Genomic DNA, 19,854 nt, shown 5'->3' with positions numbered 1-19,854 from the left:
TTTTACTGATTGACTGGATTGAACAGCTGATCGGTGGGGCGGCGGACTCCGTCTGGGTGTTTTTAAGGAAGCACCTGGACGGATACATCAGCCCACGGTTTGTCGTGACGGTGTCGTGGTCACTCGGCCGGGGGTCAGGAATAGAAACTTGACTCAATGCCCTGTTTCCTCGAATTCTGAAGGTGATGGTTCCCGGAGTCTGAAGCTGCCTCTGGGATTAAAAGGGAACACGGTGCGGCGTACCCATCAGGGACCAATACCGTGGCTGCCCCCGCAACTGTGAGCGGTGTGTTCTTCCGCCCTAAGCCACTGACCGGGAAGCATTCGGTTGGGAAGGCGCGGAAGAATGGAAGCCGTGAGCCAGGAGACCTGCCGTCACATGTTCAATTCGACCCGGACGGGGTGTTCCGGTGGAACGACGAGCAAGACCGGGTCCCTTATCCCTCCCAAGCTTAGTCCGTTCACCCGTCTCATCCTGCCGCGTCGCGGAGGTGTGAATGGAAAGCTCTGGACCAATGGAGACCGGACAGGCGCGGCAGCGCCATCGCATTCTTGTCTGCACCAGCTGCAAGGGCGAAAAGCCTGACTGTCGGCCGGGCCAGGCATTGATCGAAGACCTGCGCGCCGCGCTAACAGGTGAGGGCTTCGAGGTCACCGGCGTGGCCTGCATGGCGGGCTGCGGAAATCCCTGCACCCTGGCGTTCCAGGCGGAAGACAAGGCCTTCTATCTCTTCGGCAGGCTCGACCCGGCGCGCGATGCTCCGGGCCTGGTGGAATTCGCCCGGCTCTACCGGGCACGCGCGGACGGCTGGTCAAATTCAACGGAACGTCCGGCCTCCCTGCGCTCCAAGACGCTCGCCCGCATCCCGGCCTTCACCGCGCTTCGGGAAGAAAAAGATGAGCCTGTTTTTCTGACTGCGGCGAATTCCTGATGGCGGCAGGGATCGAAGTTCAAGGCCTCTCCTGGCACGCCGGCGGCAAGGCCATCATATCGGAGGTTTCCTTCTCGGTCCCGGCCGGCGAGACCCTTGCGGTGGTCGGGCCGAACGGGGCTGGCAAGTCAACCCTTCTGCGCTGCCTCTACCGCTACTTGAAACCCAGTGAAGGCAGCGTGCGGATCGACGGCGCGGACATCTGGTCGCTGGGCGCGCGCGACTGCGCCCGCAAGCTGGCCACGGTGCTGCAGGAACAGCCCGCCGACTTCGGACTCACGGTCCGGGACATCGTCGCTCTGGGACGCACACCCTACCGCAAGGGCCTCGCCGCGATCGGCGCCCGCGACCGCCGCATGATGCAGACCGCCATCGAACGCATGGAGCTGAGCGAACTTACGGAACGCCATCTCTCCTCGCTCTCCGGCGGCGAGAAGCAGCGGGTCATGATCGCGCGGGCTCTGGCCCAGGAGCCCGATGTCATCCTTCTCGACGAGCCGACCAATCATCTGGACATCCGCCATCAGCTCGAGCTCCTGACTCTGATGCGCGGCCTGGGGCCGACCGTGATCGCCAGCCTGCACGATCTGAACCTGGCCTCTGTCTTCGCCGACCGGGTTCTGCTCTTGGCCGGTGGGCATGTGCTCGGCGTCGGCAAACCCGCCGAGGTCCTGACCGCCGAGCGGATCCTCGAGGCTTTCAGGGTCCAGAGCTTTATCGACGCGGAGCCCGTGACCGGCGCGCCGCGCTTTTCATTTCAACTGCCCAACCAGACTTAAAGGAAGAAACAGATGTTTCGAGTCCTCCCGACGCTCACGCTCACTCTGACCGCCGGTCTTGCCGCCGCGCTGCTTCCCGCCGCCGCCGCCGCCGACCCGGTGACCGTCCAAAGCTGTAATCGGGAGGTGGTCTTCGACGCACCGCCGCAGCGCGCGGTCTCGAACGACGTCAACCTGACCGAGATGATGCTGGCCCTGAAACTCCAGGACCGCATGGTGGGCTACAGCGGGGTGTCCGGCTGGAAGACCCTGGACGAGAAGCTGCGCGCGGGCGTGAAGGAACTGCCGGAACTCTCGCCGAAGTACCCTTCCAAGGAAGTGCTGCTGGGCGCCGACGCGGACTTCTATTTCGCCGGCTGGAACTACGGCATGAAGGTCGGCGGCGAGGTCACGCCGGAGACCCTGGCGCCCTTCGGCATCAAGGTCTACGAGCTCACCGAGTCCTGCGTCCACATCATGGAAAAGGACAAGGCCTCCATGGAAGACATGTACGCGGACCTGCTCAATCTCGGCGCGATCTTCGACGTGCGGGAGCGGGCCGAAGCGCTGGTTGCCGGCTACAAGGCCGACCTGGCCGACTTTACCGCCAAACTTGGCGCCAAGGCGGAACCCGTCCGCGTGTTCGTCTATGATTCCGGCGAGGACCAGGTCTTCACCTCGGGCCGCTACGGCATCCCGACCGCCATGATCGAGGCTGCCGGCGGACGCAACATCGTGGATGACGTCGAAGCCAGCTGGGTCAAGATCGGCTGGGAAGCGGTGGTCGAGCGCAATCCGGAAGTCATCGTCATCGTCAACTACGGCCAGGTCACGGCGGCACAGAAACGCGCCTTCATGATGAAGAACCCGGCCTTCAAGGACATCGAGGCCGTCAAGAACGACCGCTTCGTCACGCTGGAATACGTCGAGGCAACCCCGGGCCCGCGCAACATCGGCGCCATCAAGCGTCTGGGGGCGGCCTTCCACCCTGAAATGTTCTAGCGGGCAGTATTGTAGGAAGTATTGTAGGAAGTGTTGTCGGAGGTGAGTTCCCTGTCAGAAACCGAGCGCGTGGGGTCGAGACGCGGCCTGTCCGGCCTCGGCTTCTTCGGTCTGGGCAGCCTTCTGCTGGCGGTCTCGGTCCTGGCCGCGGTCAGCCTGGGGGCGGTGACGATCCCCCTGGAAACCGTCTGGTCGATTGTCGCCAACAAACTCTGGTCCGGCGCCTTCGAGGTCACCTGGTCCCGGGGGCGTGAGAATATCATCTGGGAAATCCGATTTCCGCGCGCTCTGCTCGCGGCTCTGGTGGGGGCAGGGCTCGGCATGGTCGGCACGGCGCTGCAGGCGATCACCCGCAACCCGCTGGCCGACCCGCACCTGCTGAGCATTTCCTCCGGTGCCGCTTTCGGGGCCATCCTGGCGCTGCTGCACACCGGATTGTTTCTGGGCCTGGCGACCGTGCCGCTCTTTGCCTTCCTCGGTGCGTTGGCTGCGACGGCCATCGTGGTCCTTGTCACCCGCGTGACCGATGCCACCAGCGTCGGGCGTCTGGTGCTGGCCGGTGTTGCCGTCTCCTTCGTGATCATGGCGCTCGCCAATCTGCTGATCTTCCTGGGCGATCCCAAGGCCACCCACACGGTGGTCTTCTGGATGCTCGGCGGCCTCGGTCTCGCGCAGTGGAGCCATCTGCTCTATCCGCTGAGCGCTGTGCTCCTCTGCGGCGCCTATCTCCAGTTCCATGCCGGCGCGCTCAACGCCATGACCATCGGCGACGAGACCGCCACCACGCTGGGCATCCAGGTCACGCGCTTTCGTCTTAGGGTCTTCATCTGCACGGCACTGCTGACCGGCGTTCTGGTGGCCTTCTCCGGCACCATCGGTTTCGTCGGCCTGATGGTGCCGCACATCGTGCGTTTCCTGGTCGGCGGCGACAACGCCCGCGTCCTGCCGCTCGCGGCGCTGTCAGGCGCGATCTTCCTGGTCTGGGCCGACGTCTTCTCCCGGCTGATCCTGGCACCGGAAGACATGCCCATCGGCATCCTCACCGGTTTCGTTGGCGGGCTGTTCTTTATCTTTTTGCTGGGACGAAGAAGGACTTAACCCGTCCCCGGCCAGTAGTGACTATCCGGGGTCTTCCGTGGCCCGAAGATCGCCTGTCCCACGCGCACCACGGTCGCGCCTTCCTCGATGGCCAGCTCGAAGTCGCCGGACATGCCCATGGAGAGTTCGTCGAAGGAGAGGCTCTCCGGCGCATCCTGCCGCAACATTTTCCGCAGATCCCGCATGCGCTGAAAACAGGGCCGCACGCGCGCTTCATCACGAGAGAAGAGCGCGAGGGTCATGAGGCCGCGCACGCGCAGAGCGCCAAAGGCCGGCAATTGGCGCACGAAGTCCAGAACGCCTTCGGGCGGCAGGCCGAACTTGCTGTCCTCGCCCGAGGAGTTGACCTGGACGAAGACATCCAGGCTCCGGCCCTCGATCTGCAGGCGCCGGTCCAGGGCGCCCGCCAGCTTCAGGGAATCCAGTGCCTGGAATTCCTGGGCGAAGCGGGCGACGTACTTGGCCTTGTTGCTCTGCAGGTGTCCGATCACCGACCACTTCAGATCGGTCAGATCCGCCATGGCCTCGGATTTCTCCAGGGCTTCCTGGACCCTGTTTTCGCCCAGAAAGCGGCAGCCGGCGGCGTAGGCCATGCGGATGCGGGCTTCGGGCACCGTCTTGCTGACGGGGAGCAGCCGGACGTCCTTGGGATCGCGGCCGCTGCGTGCGCAGGCCTGCGCGATCCTTTTGTGAACCGCATCCAGATTGGCGCGGAAGTCCTCGACGCTCGACGCGGCGACGCTCGGTGGGGCCTGGGCCGCTGTCATCTCTGCTGGCTTGGATGTTTCAGACGCTTCGGGCATTGGACCGATTCAAGGGGATTTTGTCACGCTCAGCAAATGGTAGCCTCTGTCTCGAGCGCTGCAAAGCGCCACTGCGGGTTCTCCAGCAGGGCCATGTCGGCCTCGGCGGGCCGGAGAACGTAGTCGCCGGATAGGTTGGCGAATAGCCAATCGAAGTCCGTGTCGTTGGCGCGGTCGCTCCGGCGCCGCTCCGGGAAAATCGCTTTCAGACCCTCGGCGGTCTCCTCGGCGATGGCGAAGCGGAAGACATAGGCGGGCGTCAGGCCCATGCGCAGGTCCGAGACCACCAGCTTGCCGTCTTCCCGGTCGATCCGGTAAAAGCCCCCGCTGAAATCCGCTAGCTTTCGCAGGCTCTCCGCGTTGTCGAGACAGCCCGCGGCAGCGGTACCGCGCGGATGGGCGTAGGCCGTGATGCTGTCCGTATCACCCAGCAGGGGAACATAGAGATTGAAGTAGCGGTCGCCTTCGATGGCGGTTGCCTTCCAGAAAATCGTGTTGAAGGGCCCGGCGGTCGCAATCATGCGGTCCGGCGTAATGCCGTGGCGCGCGAGCACGTCACCGGCCTTCGAGAGTGCGATCTGCTGCGCGACCAGGCCCCAGGCCATGTAGGCCGTGGAAATTGCCAGGCAGAAGGTCACCGCGCGCCGGAAGCGATCCGTCCAGCTGCTGACACAGAGTGCCCAGACCGTGATCACCACCAGGGGAATTGTGTAGAGCGGATCGATAATGAAGATCGAGCCGGTGCCTAAGGGTTCCTTCCAGATCGGCCAGAAGAGTTTGGTGCCGTAGATCGTGGCGGCGTCGGCCAGAGCATGGGTGACGAAACAGAGATAAACTGCCAGGTAGGTCATGATCCGGTGATCGCGCAGACCCTTGAAAAGCCGTATCAACGCCTCGCCGAACAGCGGGGTGACCACCGCCTGCATGATGACCGAATGGGTGGCGCCGCGGTGCAGGACGAAGGAATCAATCGGATCCTCGAAGGGATAGAAGACGTCCATATCGGGGATGGTTCCCAGAAGTCCGCCGGTCAGCGCCGCTTTACGCGGGCCGATCTTGCGCCCGAGAACGGCGAGTCCGACGCCGGAACCAAGTACGAACTGTGTCAGGGAATCCATAAAACCTGCGCTGCGCTTAAGAAAAACCGGATCTGCCGGTCACAGGACATATAGTGCGGGCGGGTCCTTTGTCACGCCTTCCGGCTGATCACGAAGACCCAGACGATCCCGAGGGCGGCCGGCAGCAGGATCCAGTCTTGGGGAAGCGGCAGTAAAGTGGCGAAGAGACTCCCGGTCAGGCAGCAGAAAAGCGGGATGATCAGGAGTCCCCAGAGGCGTCCGCCGCCTGCAAGGGCGAGAAGGCCGAGGGTCAGGAGCAGGGTGGGCGCCGGACCGGTGCCCACCCAGGCGATCTCCGCCAGCCCCCGCCCGAAACCCGCCGCGAGCAGGGGGTAGATGACCAGGGCGGCGGCCAAGGTGATCTGACCTGCGCGTGAGATGGCTTTTGGTGCTTTTTGCGCAGGGTTCAGGCGGTTCCGAATGACGCCGCTCCAGAGGAGAAGGAGGGCCTGGAGCAGAAACAGGACCCCAAAGCCCAGGTCCCAGAAGTTGATCAGCGCGAAAAAGTTCAGGTGATAAACCGTCCCGGTCCAGATCCAGAAAAAAGCCAGTATCGCCGCGATGATGCGTCCTGAGTTCTGAAGGGGCCAGATCACAAGACGAACAGCTGCCAGCGCCATAAAGCTGGCGACAAGCTGCGCCGGCCAGATCGCGGCATTGTACTGAGCCAGAAAATTGAAAAAGACGTCGGCTGAAAAAGGGATCACAGGGGTTTTTCTATCCGATAGTGATTTTGACAAACGCGCGTGGAACAGCGAGCGGAGACACTCAAGGTACCAGGAGTTTCAGAAAGGCATCAACGATCGCATTCGCGGGCGCGGTTTTGCGGCGGATGGCGCCGATGGGGCGGTGGAACTGCGGGTGGTCGAAGTCGACGAAGCGCAATCGTTTCGAGAGATAAGGGCGGGTTGTCTCTCTGGGCATGGTGGAGATCAGGTCGGTCGAGGCGACGATTTCCAGCACCGAGCGGATGGAATCCGTTTCGATGGTGATGTGTATCTGCTCCAGCCCCATGGCGATCAACGCGCCCTCCGTCTGGCGGCGCAGCATGCTGCCGCGCGAGTGGGCGACCCAGGACTGCGCTTCGAAGTCTCTTGCCGTCACCTTGGCTTTCTTCAGCAGAGAATGCCCCTCGCGGCAGAGGATACCGACCCGGTCATCCACCAGAGGCACAAACACGGAGTCCGCGATGGACTCCGTCAAACCCCGTGGCCCGATGACCAGGTCGATCTGCGCGCGTTCAAGCATCGTGCGGAGCTCGTGGACCAGGCCGACACGCAGCTCGAGCTTACAGTCGGGCCGGTCGCTCACGAACTGCGCGATATGATCGGTCAGGAATTGTCCCGCGATAATCGGCGGCGCTCCGATGCGCAGTTCCCCCGCCGCGCCGGTCGATGCCAGCTGGGAATAGGACTGCGCCTGTTCCTCCGCGACACGGATCGTCAGGCCGCTTTGGGCGAGCCGCAGCCCGAGGTCGGTGGGCATCGCCTTTCGGGCGCTGCGGTCGAAGACGGGGGCGCCGATCCTCTGCTCCAGCGATCTGATGTTCCGGCTGAGCGCAGGCTGACTCAAGCCCAGGCGGTCCGCCGCGGTCTGGAAGGACCCGGATTCGACGATCATGGAAAGCTGGGTGAGGTGGCGTGGATCTATATTCATACCAAAAAGTAATCTATGGGACAAAAAAAGGCATTATTTTTTATTAAAGGAATCCCGTAGTCTGAAAAAAAACAAAAGGTGAGGGAGGGAAAAATGATCAAATTCACGAAGGCGGCCGTTCAGGCTGCCGCGGCTGCGTCGCTGCTGTTCGCCACAAGCGCTGGTGCCGAGGTCTTCAAAGGGGAAACCGCCGGTGTCGGCGACCCCGTGCACACCATGTTCGTCGCCTTTGCCAATCAGGCCGGGAAGGCGGACGTCACCATTCAGGTCAATGCCGGACAGACGCTGACCAAGTCGATGCTCAAGGGCGCGAAGGGCGAGCTTGCCTTCTTTTCGTCGGTGCCTTCGCTGGTCAACCTGATGGCCGGCCAGAAACGCATGTATCAGAAGATCGACGCGGCGCCCGAGCTGTCGAAAAACCTGCGGGCGATTCTGGGGTTCAAGGCCGGGGCCTACCATCCCGTGACGCTGGCGGGCTCCGGCATCGAGAACTGGGAAGACATCAAAGGTAAAACCGTCTTCACGGGTCCGCCTGCGGGCTCCGCCTCCGCCACTTCGGAAGCCCTGATCAAGATCATCACCGGCTATGAAGCCGGATCGGACTACAAGGCCGTTCGCCTCTCCTGGGGCGAAGGTTACGCCGCGCTCTCGGACGGCAAGATCGATATGATGGTGCGTCCTGCCGAGGTCGGTTCGGCCAATATCGAGCAGTTCGGCCTTTCAGGCGAATTCCGGGTCCTTTCCATTCCTGACGGCGCGCGCGACAGCGACGCCATGAAGGCGCTGTTCGGGCGCCCCGGACGTGGTATGGCCAGCTTCGACGGCGGAATCTACAAAGGTCAACTGACGGGCGGCGAGATCACGGCCCTCGGCTTTTTCCAGTTTGTCGGTACCCATGCGGGCATGGACGAGGAGGTGGTCTACAAGGCCACCAAGGCCTTCTGGGATAACATCGAAGAGGTCCAGGCCACCGCCTTCTTCCTGAAGGAAGTGACGAAGGAGACCGCCTTTACCGCCATCAACGTGCCGCTGCACCCGGGCGCTCTTCGCTACTACGACGAGGCCGGTTTCGCGGTCCCGGACGCGCTACGTCCCTGAGTGTGCGTCCCCGAACGGGAGCTTCCCTGAACGGGCGTCCCTGAACCGGCGTCCCTGAACGGGCGTCCCTGAGTGCGTCTCTTGATGCGTCACCGGGTAGAATGTGAGGGCAAAGCCGCCTCGCTGCGGCGGCGCCGGATCGTTCCATCCCTGATCCAGACTGCAGGACCGCGGCCATGACAGAACCAACACCTCCTTCTGGCGTAACGGCGAAGGCTTTATCCGCCGCGTCCATTCTCTCCTGCGCGCTTCTCGGCATCATCGCGCTCTACAGCTCCGGCCTCGGCCTGCTGGATCCAAAACTGCACCGCGCGGGCGGCTTTGCGCTGGCTCTGATCGCCGGTGTGGCCGTGTCGGCGGCGATGCGGCAACGCCTCGCCGAAGAAGCGGGCCGGACGGTGAACCTGCTGCACCCGCTCTCGGATACCGTGCTGATCCTGGCGGGTCTCTGGTCCATCTGGTCCTTCCACTTCGTGCAGACGGAAATGGAGACTGCGCTTTATGACGTGACCAATTCCGACGCCTGGCCGGCCCTCGCGGGCCTCGCTGTCTTTTTGGAACTGACGCGCAGGCTCTGGGGCTGGGGGCTTTTTTCTGTGGGCGCACTGGCCGTGGTCTACCTGCTGTTTGGGCAGGACCTGCCGGGCATCATGGAGCATTCGGGCTTTTCGCTGAAAGAGGTGGCCGAAGCGCTCTGGTACAACACCAACAAGGGCGTCTTCGGCTCGATCACGAACATCGTACTCTCGACCGTGTTCATCTTCATCATCTTCGGGGCTTTGCTGGAGGGAACCGGGGCAGGGGATACACTTTTGAAGTTCGCCTTCCTGGCAACCCGGCGGACCCGGGGCGGCCCGGCCCATGCCGCGATCCTGGCCTCGTCGCTCTTCGGCACCATGTCGGGCAGTACCGTCGCCAATATCGTGGGCACCGGCACCTTCACCATTCCCATGATCAAGAAGCGCGGTTTCTCGCCGACCTTCGCCGCCGGGATCGAGGCGACCGCTTCTTCAGGCGGGCAGATCATGCCGCCGATCATGGGGGCGGCGGCGCTGGTAATGGCGGATCTGACCGGCGTCGGTTATCTCAACATCATCGTCGCCGCGCTGTTTCCCGCGCTCTTCTACTACTTCAGCCTCTTCGCGGCGGTCACGGTGGAATCCCGGCGGCAGGGGATCGAGGTGCAGGCCCTGACCATTGACGACAGGATCACGCGCGTGGATCTGATCAACTCCGTCCTCTTCCTCGGGCCTATCGCGACGGTGATCGGCTCGCTTTTGCTGGGGCTCTCCACCTCGGCGGCCGGTTTCTACGCGGTCATTGTTTTGCTGGTGCTTTCCGTCATCAATCCCGAGGTCCGCAACAATCCCATGCGGGTCTGGCGCTCCTTCATCAACGGCAGCAAATCGGGCGCGACCCTCCTGATCGCCATTGCCGCCATCGGGATTCTGGTCGGCTCACTGGACACCACCGGGCTAGGGCTGAAGCTTGCCAACGTGATCGCCTCGGTGCGCGGCGACAGCCTTTTCTCCGCGCTTGCCGTGGCCATGGTGGGCGCCTTGATCCTGGGGATGGGCATGCCGACCCTGCCGGCTTATCTGATCATCATTCTGGTCATGGGGCCGGCCATCCAGGCCCTGGGCATTTCCATGCTGACGGCGCATATGTTCGTTTTCTACTACGGGGTTGCCTCTTCCCTGACGCCGCCGGTTGCGATCGCCGCCTATGCCGCCGCGCCCATTGCGGGATCCAACCCGCTTATGACTGCCTTCATGTCCTTCCGCCTGGGCATGGCGAAGTTCATCATTCCTTTCATCTTTGCGTTTTATCCCACAATCCTGATCGTCGAGGAGTTTCATCTCCTCCCGTTCCTCTGGATCCTCGCGCGCACGCTCTTCTGCATCTGGCTCTTCTCATCCGCGCTCTCGGCTTTTGACCGGGGCCGGTTGACCTGGGCCGAGGTGGTCTTGCGGTTTCTCGCCGCCTTTATCTTGCTCGCACTCGATCCGCTTTACCACCTGCCGGCCCTGGCGCTGGGCGTTGTGCTGATCCTCTGGGACTGGCGGCGCGGACAGGCGAAGGGCCCCGAACTGGAGGGTTCGAAATGAAGAAACAGCCGAATTTCCTCTTCATCGTCACCGACCAACACCGGGCGGATCACCTGGGCTGCTACGGAAACAAGACCGTCCGCACGCCGAACATCGACGCCATCGCCGCCGGGGGAACGCGCTGGGACCGCCTCTACGTCGCCAACCCGATTTGCATGCCGAACCGCGCCTCTATCATGACCGGGCGCATGTCGTCGCTCCACGGTGCCCGCCACAACGGCATAGCGCTCTCGCGCGATCACACCACCTTTGTGGAACTGCTCAAGGATGCGGGCTACCGGACCGGCTTGATCGGCAAGTCGCATCTGCAGAGTTTCACCGGACTGCCCGCGACCAACCGCTACGAACCTGATCCTGAACTTCATACCCCGCGTGAAGAGTTGCGGGATGCCTTTAAAGACAACCGGCACTCCAAGGACTATGACCTGGAGATCGCGCTGAAGTGGGATCGCCCCTTGGCTCAGCGGCTAACGGGTGACTTTTACGGTTTCGAGGATGTCGAAATCGCCGCCGACCATGCCGATCAGGCCTCGGGCGACTACCTGCTCTGGGCCCGCGAACAACGGCCCGATTTCGACTCTCTGGTCGGGCGTAAGAATGCGCTGCCGGACAACCGCATCAAAGCCCCCCAGGCCTGGCGCACCGCCGTGCCCGAAGAGCTCTATTCGACCAGCTGGGTCGCGGAACGTTCCCAGGCCTGGCTGAGCGCGCGGGCCTCTTCGGACGCGCCCTTCTTTTTGCAGATGTCCTTCCCCGATCCCCACCATCCCTTCACCCCGCCCGGCAAATACTGGGACTTGTATGACCCCGCCGACATCGTCCTGCCGGACTCCTTCGGCAAGGGCGACCTGCCGCCCATCAGGGCCATGCGCGAAGCCATGGAGAAGGGCAGCGATCCGCGCGACAACCAGAACCCCTTCACGGTGACCGAAGCCGAAGCGCGGGCGCTGATCGCCCTGACCTACGGTTCGATCACCATGATCGACGATGCCATCGGCCGGGTGCTGGCGCATCTCGATGCGCTGGGGCTGGCGGAGGACACGGTCGTGATCTTCACCACGGATCACGGCGACTACATGGGTGATCACGGCCTGATGCTGAAGCTGCTGCTGCACTACCAGAGCACCATCCGTTCGCCCTTTATCTGGCGGGATCCGGCAAATCCGGCGGGCGGTGTGGTAGAAGGTGGCGCGGTCGAGAGCGGACTTGCCTCCAGCATCGACATTTCCGCCACGATCCTGGCGCGTGCCGGGGTCCAGAGCTTCAACGGCATGCAGGGCCGGAATCTCCTCGGATCGTCACCGCCCGATTGCGTGATTGTGGAGGAAGACAGCCAGCGCCGGATGACCGGCTTCGACCGGCCGCAGCGGGTCCGCACGCTGGTCACGGAGCGCTATCGCATGTCCCTGCGCCACGGCGAAGACTGGCACGAACTCTATGACCTGCAGGCGGATCCGCAGGAGATGGAAAATCTCTATGACGACCCCGCCAGCGCGGAGATACGTCATGACCTGACCGAGAGGATGCTCAAGCGCCTGATCGACCTTCAGGACCGCGCACCGCTTCCGGCCTACCGGGCGTAAAGACTCAGCCGCGCCTGCGCTCAGAGAGCCTCGATATCGGTGATCATGCGCTTGCGCAGGGCGGCGTCGGGCAGGGGACCGCGGCAGGCGGCCATGTTCTCGCGCATATGCTCGACCCTTGACGTGGCGGGGATCGCGCAGGTCACCGCCGGGTGGGAGATCACGAATTTCAGCAGTACCTGCGCCCAGGTCGTGCAGCCGATCTCGGCGGCCCAGCCGGGCAGGGGGTGCTTCTCCAGCTGCTGCGGCAGCTCGCCCCGGCGGAAGGGACGGTTGACGATCACCGCCCGCCCGTTGTCCATCGCCAGCGGCAGCAGGCGCTCCTCCACCTCCCGGTCGCGGACATTGTAGGTCAACTGGATGAAGTCGAAGGGCTGCCGGACGATGATCTCGGCCAGCTCCTCATGACGCCGCCCGTGCGAGGTCGTGATGCCGGTGTAGCGCAGGCGGCCGTTCGCCTTCCAGTCGGTCAGGGTCTCCATATGCGCTTCCCAATCCAGCAGATTGTGGATCTGCATCAGATCGAATTGATTTTCGCCCCAGAGTTCTTCGGACTCTTCCATCTGGCTCACCCCGAGCCACTTGGAAACCGTCCAGACCTTGGTGGCCGAGAAGAGGCGCTCGCGCCCGCCGATCCGCTTCAGGCAGTCGCCGACCACCTCCTCCGCCGAGCCGTACATGGGCGAGGAATCGACCATGGCGCCACCGGCCTCGAAGAAGGTTCGGAGCACTTCGGCCCGCTGCGCCCGCAGCGCCTCGTCGGCACCGACGTTAAAGGTAATCCAGGTGCCCATGCCAAGCTGCGGGATCTGTTCGCCGCTGGCCGGGATCGGCCGGGTCAAAAGTCCCGGGTTGGCTGCGAGGGCGGGCGCAGGGAGGATACGGCTGGCGAGGGCCTGTCCGGCGAGCGCGGTTGCGCCGGCTAAAACCGCTCTTCGGCTATGTCGAATGGTCCGGGTCGTTCCGCTCATCTTATCCTCTCGTTCCGCCCCAGCTTACCTGATGCCAGGTTCATTCCGCTTCAAGATTCCGCGAGCTTGCGGCACTCCAATTTCAGATAGTTCATACTTCGGGACCGTCCATCCGGAGTGCAACATGCTCAAATCGTTTTCTGTGGCATTTGTATGTCATGTCGTTTTGCTTTGTCCCCTCTATCCCCTGTCCGCGGTGGCGGAAGGGGCCTTCGATCTGGTCGATATTCCGGCGGGTCAAGTCCAGCTCGGCGATGCACAGGGGGACGACAACGAGGTCGTCCGGCGCCTCGAGCTGCCCGCCTTCCGCATCATGCGCTTCGAGGTCACCAACGCGCAGTTCCGCCGTTTTCTTGAGGAAAGCGGCTATCAGACCGACGTCGAGCGGCAGGGCGAGGGTTACACCTGGTGGCGCCGCTGGGAATCGGTCGCCGGTGCAGACTGGCGGCATCCGCAGGGCCCTGAAAGTTCCATCGACGGCAAGGCAGATCACCCGGTCGTCCAGGTCTCCGCCCGGGACGCCGACGCCTTCTGCCGCCACTACGGCCTGCGCCTCCCAAGCGACGAAGAATGGGAGTATTCCGCGCGTAGCGGCGATGGCCGCCGCTTCCCATGGGGCAACAACGCGCCTTTATCGCCGTCTGAAAAACTGGCCAATGCGGGCAGCATTGCCTGCTGCGGACCGGACGACGGCGACGGCTACGCGCGCACCGCACCGGTCGGCAGTTTCCCGGCCGGGCGCTCGCCCTTCGGTCTGTTCGATATGGCGGGAAATGTCTGGGAATGGACCTCGAGCAGCTTTCCCGGCAAGCCCTCCGAACGGGCGCTGCGCGGCGGCGGCTGGGGCAATAATCCCTATTGTCTGCGGACCGCTTACCGCCACGGAAATCCGCCCGACATCGGCTTGGATATGGTTGGTTTCCGCTGCGCGGGCGACCTTGAATGATCTTGAAGGCAGTGACGCCGCGCACCCACCCAGTCTTAGCTTGACATGCCATGGTCTTGCCACGAAATACGCCTATAAGTAGGTGTTATTGAAATGGATTCGTAGAGAGTAAGGGGTGTCGACCATGAGTGAGCCGGACAAGGTCAAAGGCGGAATCGTTCGTCGCCGCGGGCACAGCCGCCGCGCGTTTATGAGGCAGGCGGGCGTGTCGGGGCTTGCCGCCTCGGCGTCTCTCTCGCTTGCATCCAACGCCTGGTCGGCGCTGGTCACCCCCGATTACATCGATATCGACACCAGTTCTCTCAACGCAAAGATCGACGATAGGGATGTGGTTTTCTTTGCGCAGGACAAAGCGAGTGATGAATACTATGTCGTGCAGCGCGACCGGATTCATGACCGGCATTCGCCCTGGTCGACTTTCAAGATCCCGAACCTTCTGATCGCGCTGGAGACTGGCGTCGCCGCCGACCTTGAGCACAAAAAGGCCTGGGATGCCGAGAAGTACCCGCCAAGGGACTACTGGCCGAAAGCCTGGCAGGGCGATCAGACACTACGGTCCGCCTTCAAGCATTCTGTGGTCTGGTACTTCAAAGAGATTGCTCTGGAGGTCGGCCCCGAGCGCTACCGCAAGGACTTGGCCAACTTTCGCTACGGTAACAGCCAGGTCTCGGGTAAGGTCGATGAATTCTGGCTTGGCGAACCGCTGCAGATTTCGCCGATCGAACAGGTCAAGTTTCTCAGTACCCTTCTCGCAGGAGAGCTCGAGATTTCGGAGCGCAGCATCGACGCGCTCAAGGAAGCCTCCATCTCAAATGCCAGAGATGGCTTCGTGCTGCATGGCAAGACCGGGGCCGGACCGGCCGATCTCACCAACTTCCAGGGCGAGTTTGAAGGCTGGTTCACTGGCTGGGTCGAGCGGCCGGATCGTGCGCCCCTCGTTTACGCGCTCTACGTGCGCGGGAAGGACTTTCCGTCGATCCGGACCTTCCGGCGTGAAATGTCCGAGGATCTGCTTATGAAGATCGGCGCTCTGCCGCCGGACTGGAAGTAGCGCTCTGGTTCCTGCAAGCCGTGTTGAGGTGGCCTTGACCGGCTAAGCGGCAGCTTCTTGTTTCAGCCATGCGATAGCCGCCGTAACGGCAACGCGTTCAGGTGTGCTTGGGTCACGGAGAATCCAGTAAGCGTCGGGTAATGTGACTTGCTGCCCCCCGAAGGGCCGGATCAAGGTACCCGCGGCGACGTCGTCACGGGCCAGTCGATCGCGCGCAAGCGCCATTCCCTGACTCTGAGCGGCGGCACGCAAGACCAGATCGGAAGATGCAAAGCGCGGGCCGCTGCGCAAATCCGAGGCCGCGAGCGGATAGTGGGCCTGCCAGAGCTGCCAGGCTGCATGGGGATCACGATCGTGGATCAGGCGGACGTCATCTGTCTTTCCTGCTCCCAGTGACTTCGCATGCTGATTCCAGAGACTGCGGCCGACGACGGGATAAAGCGCGTCGTCCATCAGAGGGTCGCAGGCAAAGCCCTGCCATGGCCCATTTCCCATGCGAATGGAAAAGTCCACGCCACCATCGGCCAGTGCCGTCAGTCTTTGCTCTACCACGACGGAAACTTCGATCCAGGGGTGAGCCGCCTCTAACGCCGGGAGTCGCGGAAGCAGCCATCTGGCCGCAATTGAAGGGGTGGTTTCGATCGTGATTCCATTGCCCTTACGCTGCTCGCGCAGGCGGGTAACGGCGGCACTCAAATCCCGGAGACTGGCGACGGAGCTGCGGCCCAGAGCTTCACCCGCAGCGGTGAAGGCCAGACTTCTGTGCCCGTCGCGTTTTTCCATTAGTTCCACACCAAGCCAAGCCTCCAGCTCGCGCAGATGACGGCTCACCGAGGAGTGGGCGATGTCCAGCAGGCGCGCGGCAGGCCGCACACCGCCGCATTCATAGACGGCTGCAAATGCCCTGAGTGCGTTGAGGGGTAAATCCTTCATGGTCGGAATATTAGACCAAAAATACCGGATTTGAGAACAGTGGATTCGCAGGAAGATCGCTAGTCTTCACGCGGTATCAAGAAGGCGAGGTAAATCAGCGATGGGAATGGTGATTGACGGCCAGTGGGTCCAGGAAGACCGGATCTATGAGAACGGAGGCTTTGAGCGGAGGGCCAGTCTGTTCGATGTACCCCTTGGTAAAGATTTGGCCCGATCGATCCGCGAGGAGCCGGGTCGTTATCATCTTATTGCATCGCAGAGTTGCCCTTGGTCGCACCGCACCATCCTGCTTCGAAGCTTCAAAGGGCTGGAAGGGGTGTTGCCGATGCAGATTGCCCATGGACCCAGGATCGAGGGCTATGCCGTGAACGGCGGCGCGCCCTGGCGGGTGCCGGGCAGCGACCAGGAAATCATTCACATGCATGAGCTCTACCGTCTTGCCGATCCGGGCTATACCGGCCGCTCGACGGTTCCGGTGCTCTGGGACTCTGTCGGGCAGCGCATTGTGAGCAACGAGTCCGCCAGGATCATGCGGCTTTTGGACTCGGTGTCAGGCGAACCGGGTGGCTTGGACTTTACACTGCTGCCGCCCGGGTTGACCCCCGAGATCGATGCGTTCAATGACCGTCTGCAGACTGAGTTCTCCAATGCCGTCTACCGGGCCGGGCTTGCTCGGCGCCAGGATCACTATGAAGCGGCGGTTGAAGAGGTCTTCTCGATCCTGGCGGAACTGGAGCAGCGCCTGGCGGCGCGGCGCTATCTTTTTGGCGCGGTTTTGACAGAAGCGGATCTGCGTCTTCTCCCGGCTCTTCTGCGGTTCGATCATGTCTATCACAGTTACTTCCGCTGCAGCCGCAAGTGTTTGGCCGATTATTCCAATCTCTGGGCTTACACCCGTGATCTCTATGGCTGGCGCGGCGTCGCTGAGATGACGAACTTTCGGGCTATCCGTGAAGGCTATTTTCTGAACGATGGGGACGGCAATCCCTTCGGTGTTATCCCTGTCGCGCCGGAGATCGATTGGTTCGAACCCCATGGCCGTGACGTCCAATGGCCTGCGCAGCTTACCCTGCGCAACGGGGATCTCGTGACTGTCGACCCGGTTACGCTGCAGCCTATCGGCGAAGCTTGAGGGGATGGACGCGTACCTTGCCATCGCCGGTTTGATCACCGTTGCCGTGATCACACCCGGCCCCAACAATTTCATCGTTCTGGAACGCGCACATTCCGGCGGATGGCGGGCCGCGGCGCCTGCGATTATGGGGGTCGTTGCCGGGACGCAACTCCTGCTGCTGGTTATCTGGCTCGGTGTTGGGGCCTTGATCACGCAAGACCCGCGCTTGCAGATACTCCTGACCTTCGCGGGCGCAGGCTATCTCTGCTGGCTCGGATTGCAGGTGATTTGGCGCAGCTTCGCCACGACGCGAGAGGGACGGGCTCCAACGTGTGTGGCCTTTACGTCCTTTGGCGGAATGGTCCTGTTCCAGTTTCTCAATCCGAAGAGCTGGGTGCTGGTCCTCACCGCAACGGCGGCGGTATCCGGGGGACTGTCGGCAAGTGCTGACCTTGCCGCGCTGGCGTTTTTGTTTCTGGTCGTTCCCGGCGGCTGCCTGATGCTCTGGGCATTCATGGGTATGGGACTGACCCGCTTCCTTGCTGAGCCGAGGCGGAAGTAATGGTTCGATCGTCTCATGGGAGGCCTGTTGGTTGTCTCCGCCATCATGCTCTTTGTTTGACCCGGAGTGCATGAAGTGATCAAGGGCCCAGGAAGTGATCCGGGAGGCGCTCATTTATCAAGTAAGATTGGACCTGGACGTCGTCGTGTCTTAACAACAAGGCATGTTCGATAACTTTACTTCTTTCGATATCGAAGGCGATGGTGCGACAATCCATGGCGTGAAAGGCGGGCAGGGGCCGGCGCTTCTTCTACTCCACGGCTATCCGCAGACCCACGCCCTCTGGCACAAGGTCGCGCCGGCACTGGCCGAACACTTCACGGTCGTGGCGGCGGACCTGCGCGGTTATGGCGCTTCTTCGAAACCGCCCAGCGTTGCCGATCATGCAAGTTACTCAAAGCGGGCCATGGCCAGCGATATGACCACGGTCATGCAGGAGCTCGGCTTCGAACGCTTTTTTGTCGGCGCTCATGACCGGGGCGCGCGGGTAGCACACCGCATGGCGCTGGATTGGCCTGAGCGGGTCGCGCGCCTGGCGGTTTTGGATATCGCACCGACGCGGGAGATGTACGCCAATACGAGCGACGGCTTCGCGCGGGCTTACTGGCACTGGTTCTTTCTGATCCAGAAGGCACCCTTTCCCGAGAGGATGATCGAAGCGGACCCCAGGGCCTTCTGGCTCAAGAAGTGTGGCTCGGGCTCAGCCGGGCTGACGCCCTTCAGTGAAAAGGCCCTGGAAGCTTACCTTGAGGCCTTTGCTGACCCGGAGGTCATTCGCGCATCCTGCGAGGATTACCGTGCGGCTGCGGCGATCGACATCGCCCACGACGACGCCGACGGCGAGCGCAAACTGTCCTGTCCGCTCCTTGCGCTCTGGGGCAAGACGGGCGCAATCGAGGCGCACTTCGACTGCCTCGAGCTTTGGCGTCTGCGGGCAGAGGATGTGCGCGGTCACGCGCTGCCCGGCGGGCATTATCTTGCTGAAGAACTCCCCGATCTCGTGGCCAAAAACTTCATCGACTTCTTTTCCGAGGACCAAACGCTGTGACAAAAGCACTTTACAAAATTGCCTCAATTCCCGGCGACGGGATCGGCACGGAAGTCATTCCGGTCGGCCAGAGAGCCGCGGATGCGGCGGCGGCGAAGCACGGTTTCTCCATCGAATGGACGGAGTTCGACTGGTCCTGCGAGCGATATGCCGAGACCGGCAGAATGATGCCCGAGGATGGCGTGGAGACCATGAAGGCTTTCGACGCGATTTATCTCGGCGCCGTCGGCTGGCCGGGGGTGCCGGATCATGTTTCCCTCTGGGGTTTGCTGATCCCTCTGCGCCGGGAATTGGATCTCTACGCCAACGTGCGACCGGTGCGGCTGCTGAAAGGTGTGAGTTCGCCTCTTGCCGGACGCGGCCCTGAGGATATCGACTTCATCGTCGTGCGTGAAAATGTCGAGGGCGAGTACTCCGAAATCGGCGGGCGGATCTACAGCGGCACGGAGCAGGAGATGGTCTCACAGCAGGCGGTCTTCACCCGCCGCGGCACGGACCGGATCATGGATTATGCCTTCAGGCTGGCGCAGAACCGCAAGCGTAAGCACGTGACCTCCGCGACCAAATCCAACGGCATCGTACACACAATGCCTTTCTGGGACGAGCGATTTGCCGAAGTCTCGAAAAAGTATCCTGAAGTGGAAACGGCGCAGTTCCACATCGACATCCTGACCGCCCATTTCGTCCAGCACCCGGACTGGTTCGACGTGGTGGTCGGCTCCAACCTCTTCGGGGATATTCTGTCGGACTTGGGACCTGCGGTAGCAGGGTCCATCGGTATTGCGCCGGCGGCCAACATCAATCCGGAGGGCGTCTATCCCTCCATGTTCGAACCGGTTCATGGTTCGGCACCGGATATTGCCGGACAGGGGATCGCCAATCCTGTGGCCGCTGTCTGGACCGCCGCGATGATGCTCGATCACCTGGGCGAGAAGGACGCTGCGCAGACCCTGGAGACGGCAATGGAAGCCGTTCTCTCTGACCCTGCATCCCGCACGAAGGATCTCGGTGGTACCGCGAATACCAAGGTCTGCGGCGCAGCGATCCTCAAACACATTGAGCGCTAAAACAGT

19 protein-coding genes and 1 riboswitch are annotated in these 19,854 nt (G+C 62.4%); of the genes, 13 read left to right on the top strand and 6 right to left on the bottom strand.

Annotated features, from left to right (window positions below):
• Positions 1-169: 169 nt before the first annotated feature.
• Positions 170-391, top strand: a riboswitch (cobalamin riboswitch).
• 106 nt (positions 392-497) lie between these two features.
• From FKG95_RS27145 to FKG95_RS27130, 4 genes are read left to right on the top strand one after another with little or no spacing between them, the layout of a single operon-like run.
• Positions 498-932 (top strand): DUF1636 family protein, encoded by a 435-nt coding sequence (locus FKG95_RS27145; RefSeq protein ID WP_218940389.1) that lies wholly within the window; start codon positions 498-500, stop codon positions 930-932.
• Positions 932-1,711, top strand: coding sequence for an ABC transporter ATP-binding protein (locus FKG95_RS27140; RefSeq protein WP_142899605.1), 780 nt, complete (start codon positions 932-934; stop codon positions 1,709-1,711). The genes FKG95_RS27145 and FKG95_RS27140 overlap by 1 nt, the downstream gene beginning before the upstream one ends.
• Before the next feature lie 12 nt (positions 1,712-1,723).
• Complete coding sequence (locus FKG95_RS27135) at positions 1,724-2,692, top strand: ABC transporter substrate-binding protein (RefSeq protein WP_142899604.1); 969 nt, start codon at positions 1,724-1,726, stop codon at positions 2,690-2,692.
• A gap of 42 nt (positions 2,693-2,734) precedes the next feature.
• The gene (locus tag FKG95_RS27130) at positions 2,735-3,790 is read left to right on the top strand and encodes a FecCD family ABC transporter permease (protein WP_142899603.1); all 1,056 of its coding nucleotides are present in this window, start codon (positions 2,735-2,737) and stop codon (positions 3,788-3,790) included.
• Here FKG95_RS27130 and FKG95_RS27125 read toward each other — a convergent pair.
• The 4 genes from FKG95_RS27125 to FKG95_RS27110 form a co-directional block, all read right to left on the bottom strand.
• Positions 3,787-4,593, bottom strand: a complete 807-nt coding sequence (locus FKG95_RS27125) for a YggS family pyridoxal phosphate-dependent enzyme (protein WP_246116916.1) — start codon at positions 4,591-4,593, stop codon at positions 3,787-3,789. The two genes, FKG95_RS27130 and FKG95_RS27125, sit on opposite strands and share 4 nt — an antisense overlap.
• Positions 4,594-4,622: 29 nt before the next feature.
• A complete protein-coding gene (locus FKG95_RS27120; protein WP_142899602.1) occupies positions 4,623-5,711 on the bottom strand; it encodes a metal-dependent hydrolase in 1,089 nt (362 codons plus the stop codon).
• Positions 5,712-5,782: 71 nt separating this feature from the next.
• Positions 5,783-6,418 carry a DUF6064 family protein gene (locus FKG95_RS27115; protein ID WP_142899601.1) on the bottom strand — a complete coding sequence of 212 codons (636 nt, stop codon included), beginning with the start codon at positions 6,416-6,418 and terminating at the stop codon, positions 5,783-5,785.
• A 61-nt stretch (positions 6,419-6,479) separates the two neighbouring features.
• On the bottom strand, positions 6,480-7,367 hold the full coding sequence (locus FKG95_RS27110) for a LysR family transcriptional regulator (protein WP_142899600.1): 888 nt from the start codon (positions 7,365-7,367) through the stop codon (positions 6,480-6,482).
• 93 nt (positions 7,368-7,460) lie between these two features.
• Here FKG95_RS27110 and FKG95_RS27105 point away from each other — a divergent pair, with 93 nt between their 5' ends.
• The 3 genes from FKG95_RS27105 to FKG95_RS27095 all read left to right on the top strand — a co-directional run bounded on the left by FKG95_RS27105 (position 7,461) and on the right by FKG95_RS27095 (position 12,156).
• Positions 7,461-8,465, top strand: coding sequence for a TAXI family TRAP transporter solute-binding subunit (locus FKG95_RS27105; RefSeq protein WP_142899599.1), 1,005 nt, complete (start codon positions 7,461-7,463; stop codon positions 8,463-8,465).
• Between the two features lie 176 nt (positions 8,466-8,641).
• Positions 8,642-10,573, top strand: a complete 1,932-nt coding sequence (locus FKG95_RS27100) for a TRAP transporter permease (protein WP_142899598.1) — start codon at positions 8,642-8,644, stop codon at positions 10,571-10,573.
• Entirely contained in the window at positions 10,570-12,156 is a 1,587-nt protein-coding gene (locus FKG95_RS27095) for a sulfatase family protein (protein WP_142899597.1), read from the top strand. The genes FKG95_RS27100 and FKG95_RS27095 overlap by 4 nt, the downstream gene beginning before the upstream one ends.
• 20 nt (positions 12,157-12,176) lie before the next feature.
• On the opposite strand, the gene FKG95_RS27090 is transcribed toward FKG95_RS27095, so the two are convergent.
• The gene (locus tag FKG95_RS27090; protein WP_142899596.1) at positions 12,177-13,127 is read right to left on the bottom strand and encodes an aldo/keto reductase; all 951 of its coding nucleotides are present in this window, start codon (positions 13,125-13,127) and stop codon (positions 12,177-12,179) included.
• Between the two features lie 124 nt (positions 13,128-13,251).
• Here FKG95_RS27090 and FKG95_RS27085 point away from each other — a divergent pair, with 124 nt between their 5' ends.
• Positions 13,252-14,073 carry a formylglycine-generating enzyme family protein gene (locus FKG95_RS27085; RefSeq protein WP_179954303.1) on the top strand — a complete coding sequence of 274 codons (822 nt, stop codon included), beginning with the start codon at positions 13,252-13,254 and terminating at the stop codon, positions 14,071-14,073.
• A 124-nt stretch (positions 14,074-14,197) separates the two neighbouring features.
• Positions 14,198-15,124, top strand: a complete 927-nt coding sequence (locus FKG95_RS27080; protein ID WP_142899594.1) for a class D beta-lactamase — start codon at positions 14,198-14,200, stop codon at positions 15,122-15,124.
• Between the two features lie 42 nt (positions 15,125-15,166).
• Here FKG95_RS27080 and FKG95_RS27075 read toward each other — a convergent pair whose 3' ends face one another.
• Positions 15,167-16,057, bottom strand: coding sequence for a LysR substrate-binding domain-containing protein (locus tag FKG95_RS27075; protein ID WP_142899593.1), 891 nt, complete (start codon positions 16,055-16,057; stop codon positions 15,167-15,169).
• Between the two features lie 100 nt (positions 16,058-16,157).
• On the opposite strand from FKG95_RS27075, the gene FKG95_RS27070 reads away from it, so the two are divergent.
• From FKG95_RS27070 to FKG95_RS27055, 4 genes are all read left to right on the top strand, one after another.
• Positions 16,158-17,189 carry a glutathione S-transferase family protein gene (locus FKG95_RS27070; RefSeq protein ID WP_142899592.1) on the top strand — a complete coding sequence of 344 codons (1,032 nt, stop codon included), beginning with the start codon at positions 16,158-16,160 and terminating at the stop codon, positions 17,187-17,189.
• 4 nt (positions 17,190-17,193) lie between these two features.
• Positions 17,194-17,733, top strand: coding sequence for a LysE family translocator (locus FKG95_RS27065; protein WP_142899591.1), 540 nt, complete (start codon positions 17,194-17,196; stop codon positions 17,731-17,733).
• Positions 17,734-17,896: 163 nt separating this feature from the next.
• Positions 17,897-18,781 (top strand): alpha/beta fold hydrolase, encoded by an 885-nt coding sequence (locus FKG95_RS27060; protein WP_142899590.1) that lies wholly within the window; start codon positions 17,897-17,899, stop codon positions 18,779-18,781.
• Positions 18,778-19,848 (top strand): tartrate dehydrogenase, encoded by a 1,071-nt coding sequence (locus FKG95_RS27055; protein WP_142899589.1) that lies wholly within the window; start codon positions 18,778-18,780, stop codon positions 19,846-19,848. Before FKG95_RS27060 ends, FKG95_RS27055 begins: the two co-directional genes overlap by 4 nt.
• Positions 19,849-19,854 lie beyond the last annotated feature (6 nt).

The organism is Denitrobaculum tricleocarpae (genome assembly GCF_007004665.1).
In the GTDB taxonomy this organism is placed as follows: domain Bacteria; phylum Pseudomonadota; class Alphaproteobacteria; order Kiloniellales; family Kiloniellaceae; genus Denitrobaculum; species Denitrobaculum tricleocarpae.
This window is presented reverse-complemented; position numbering and strand designations above follow the sequence as displayed.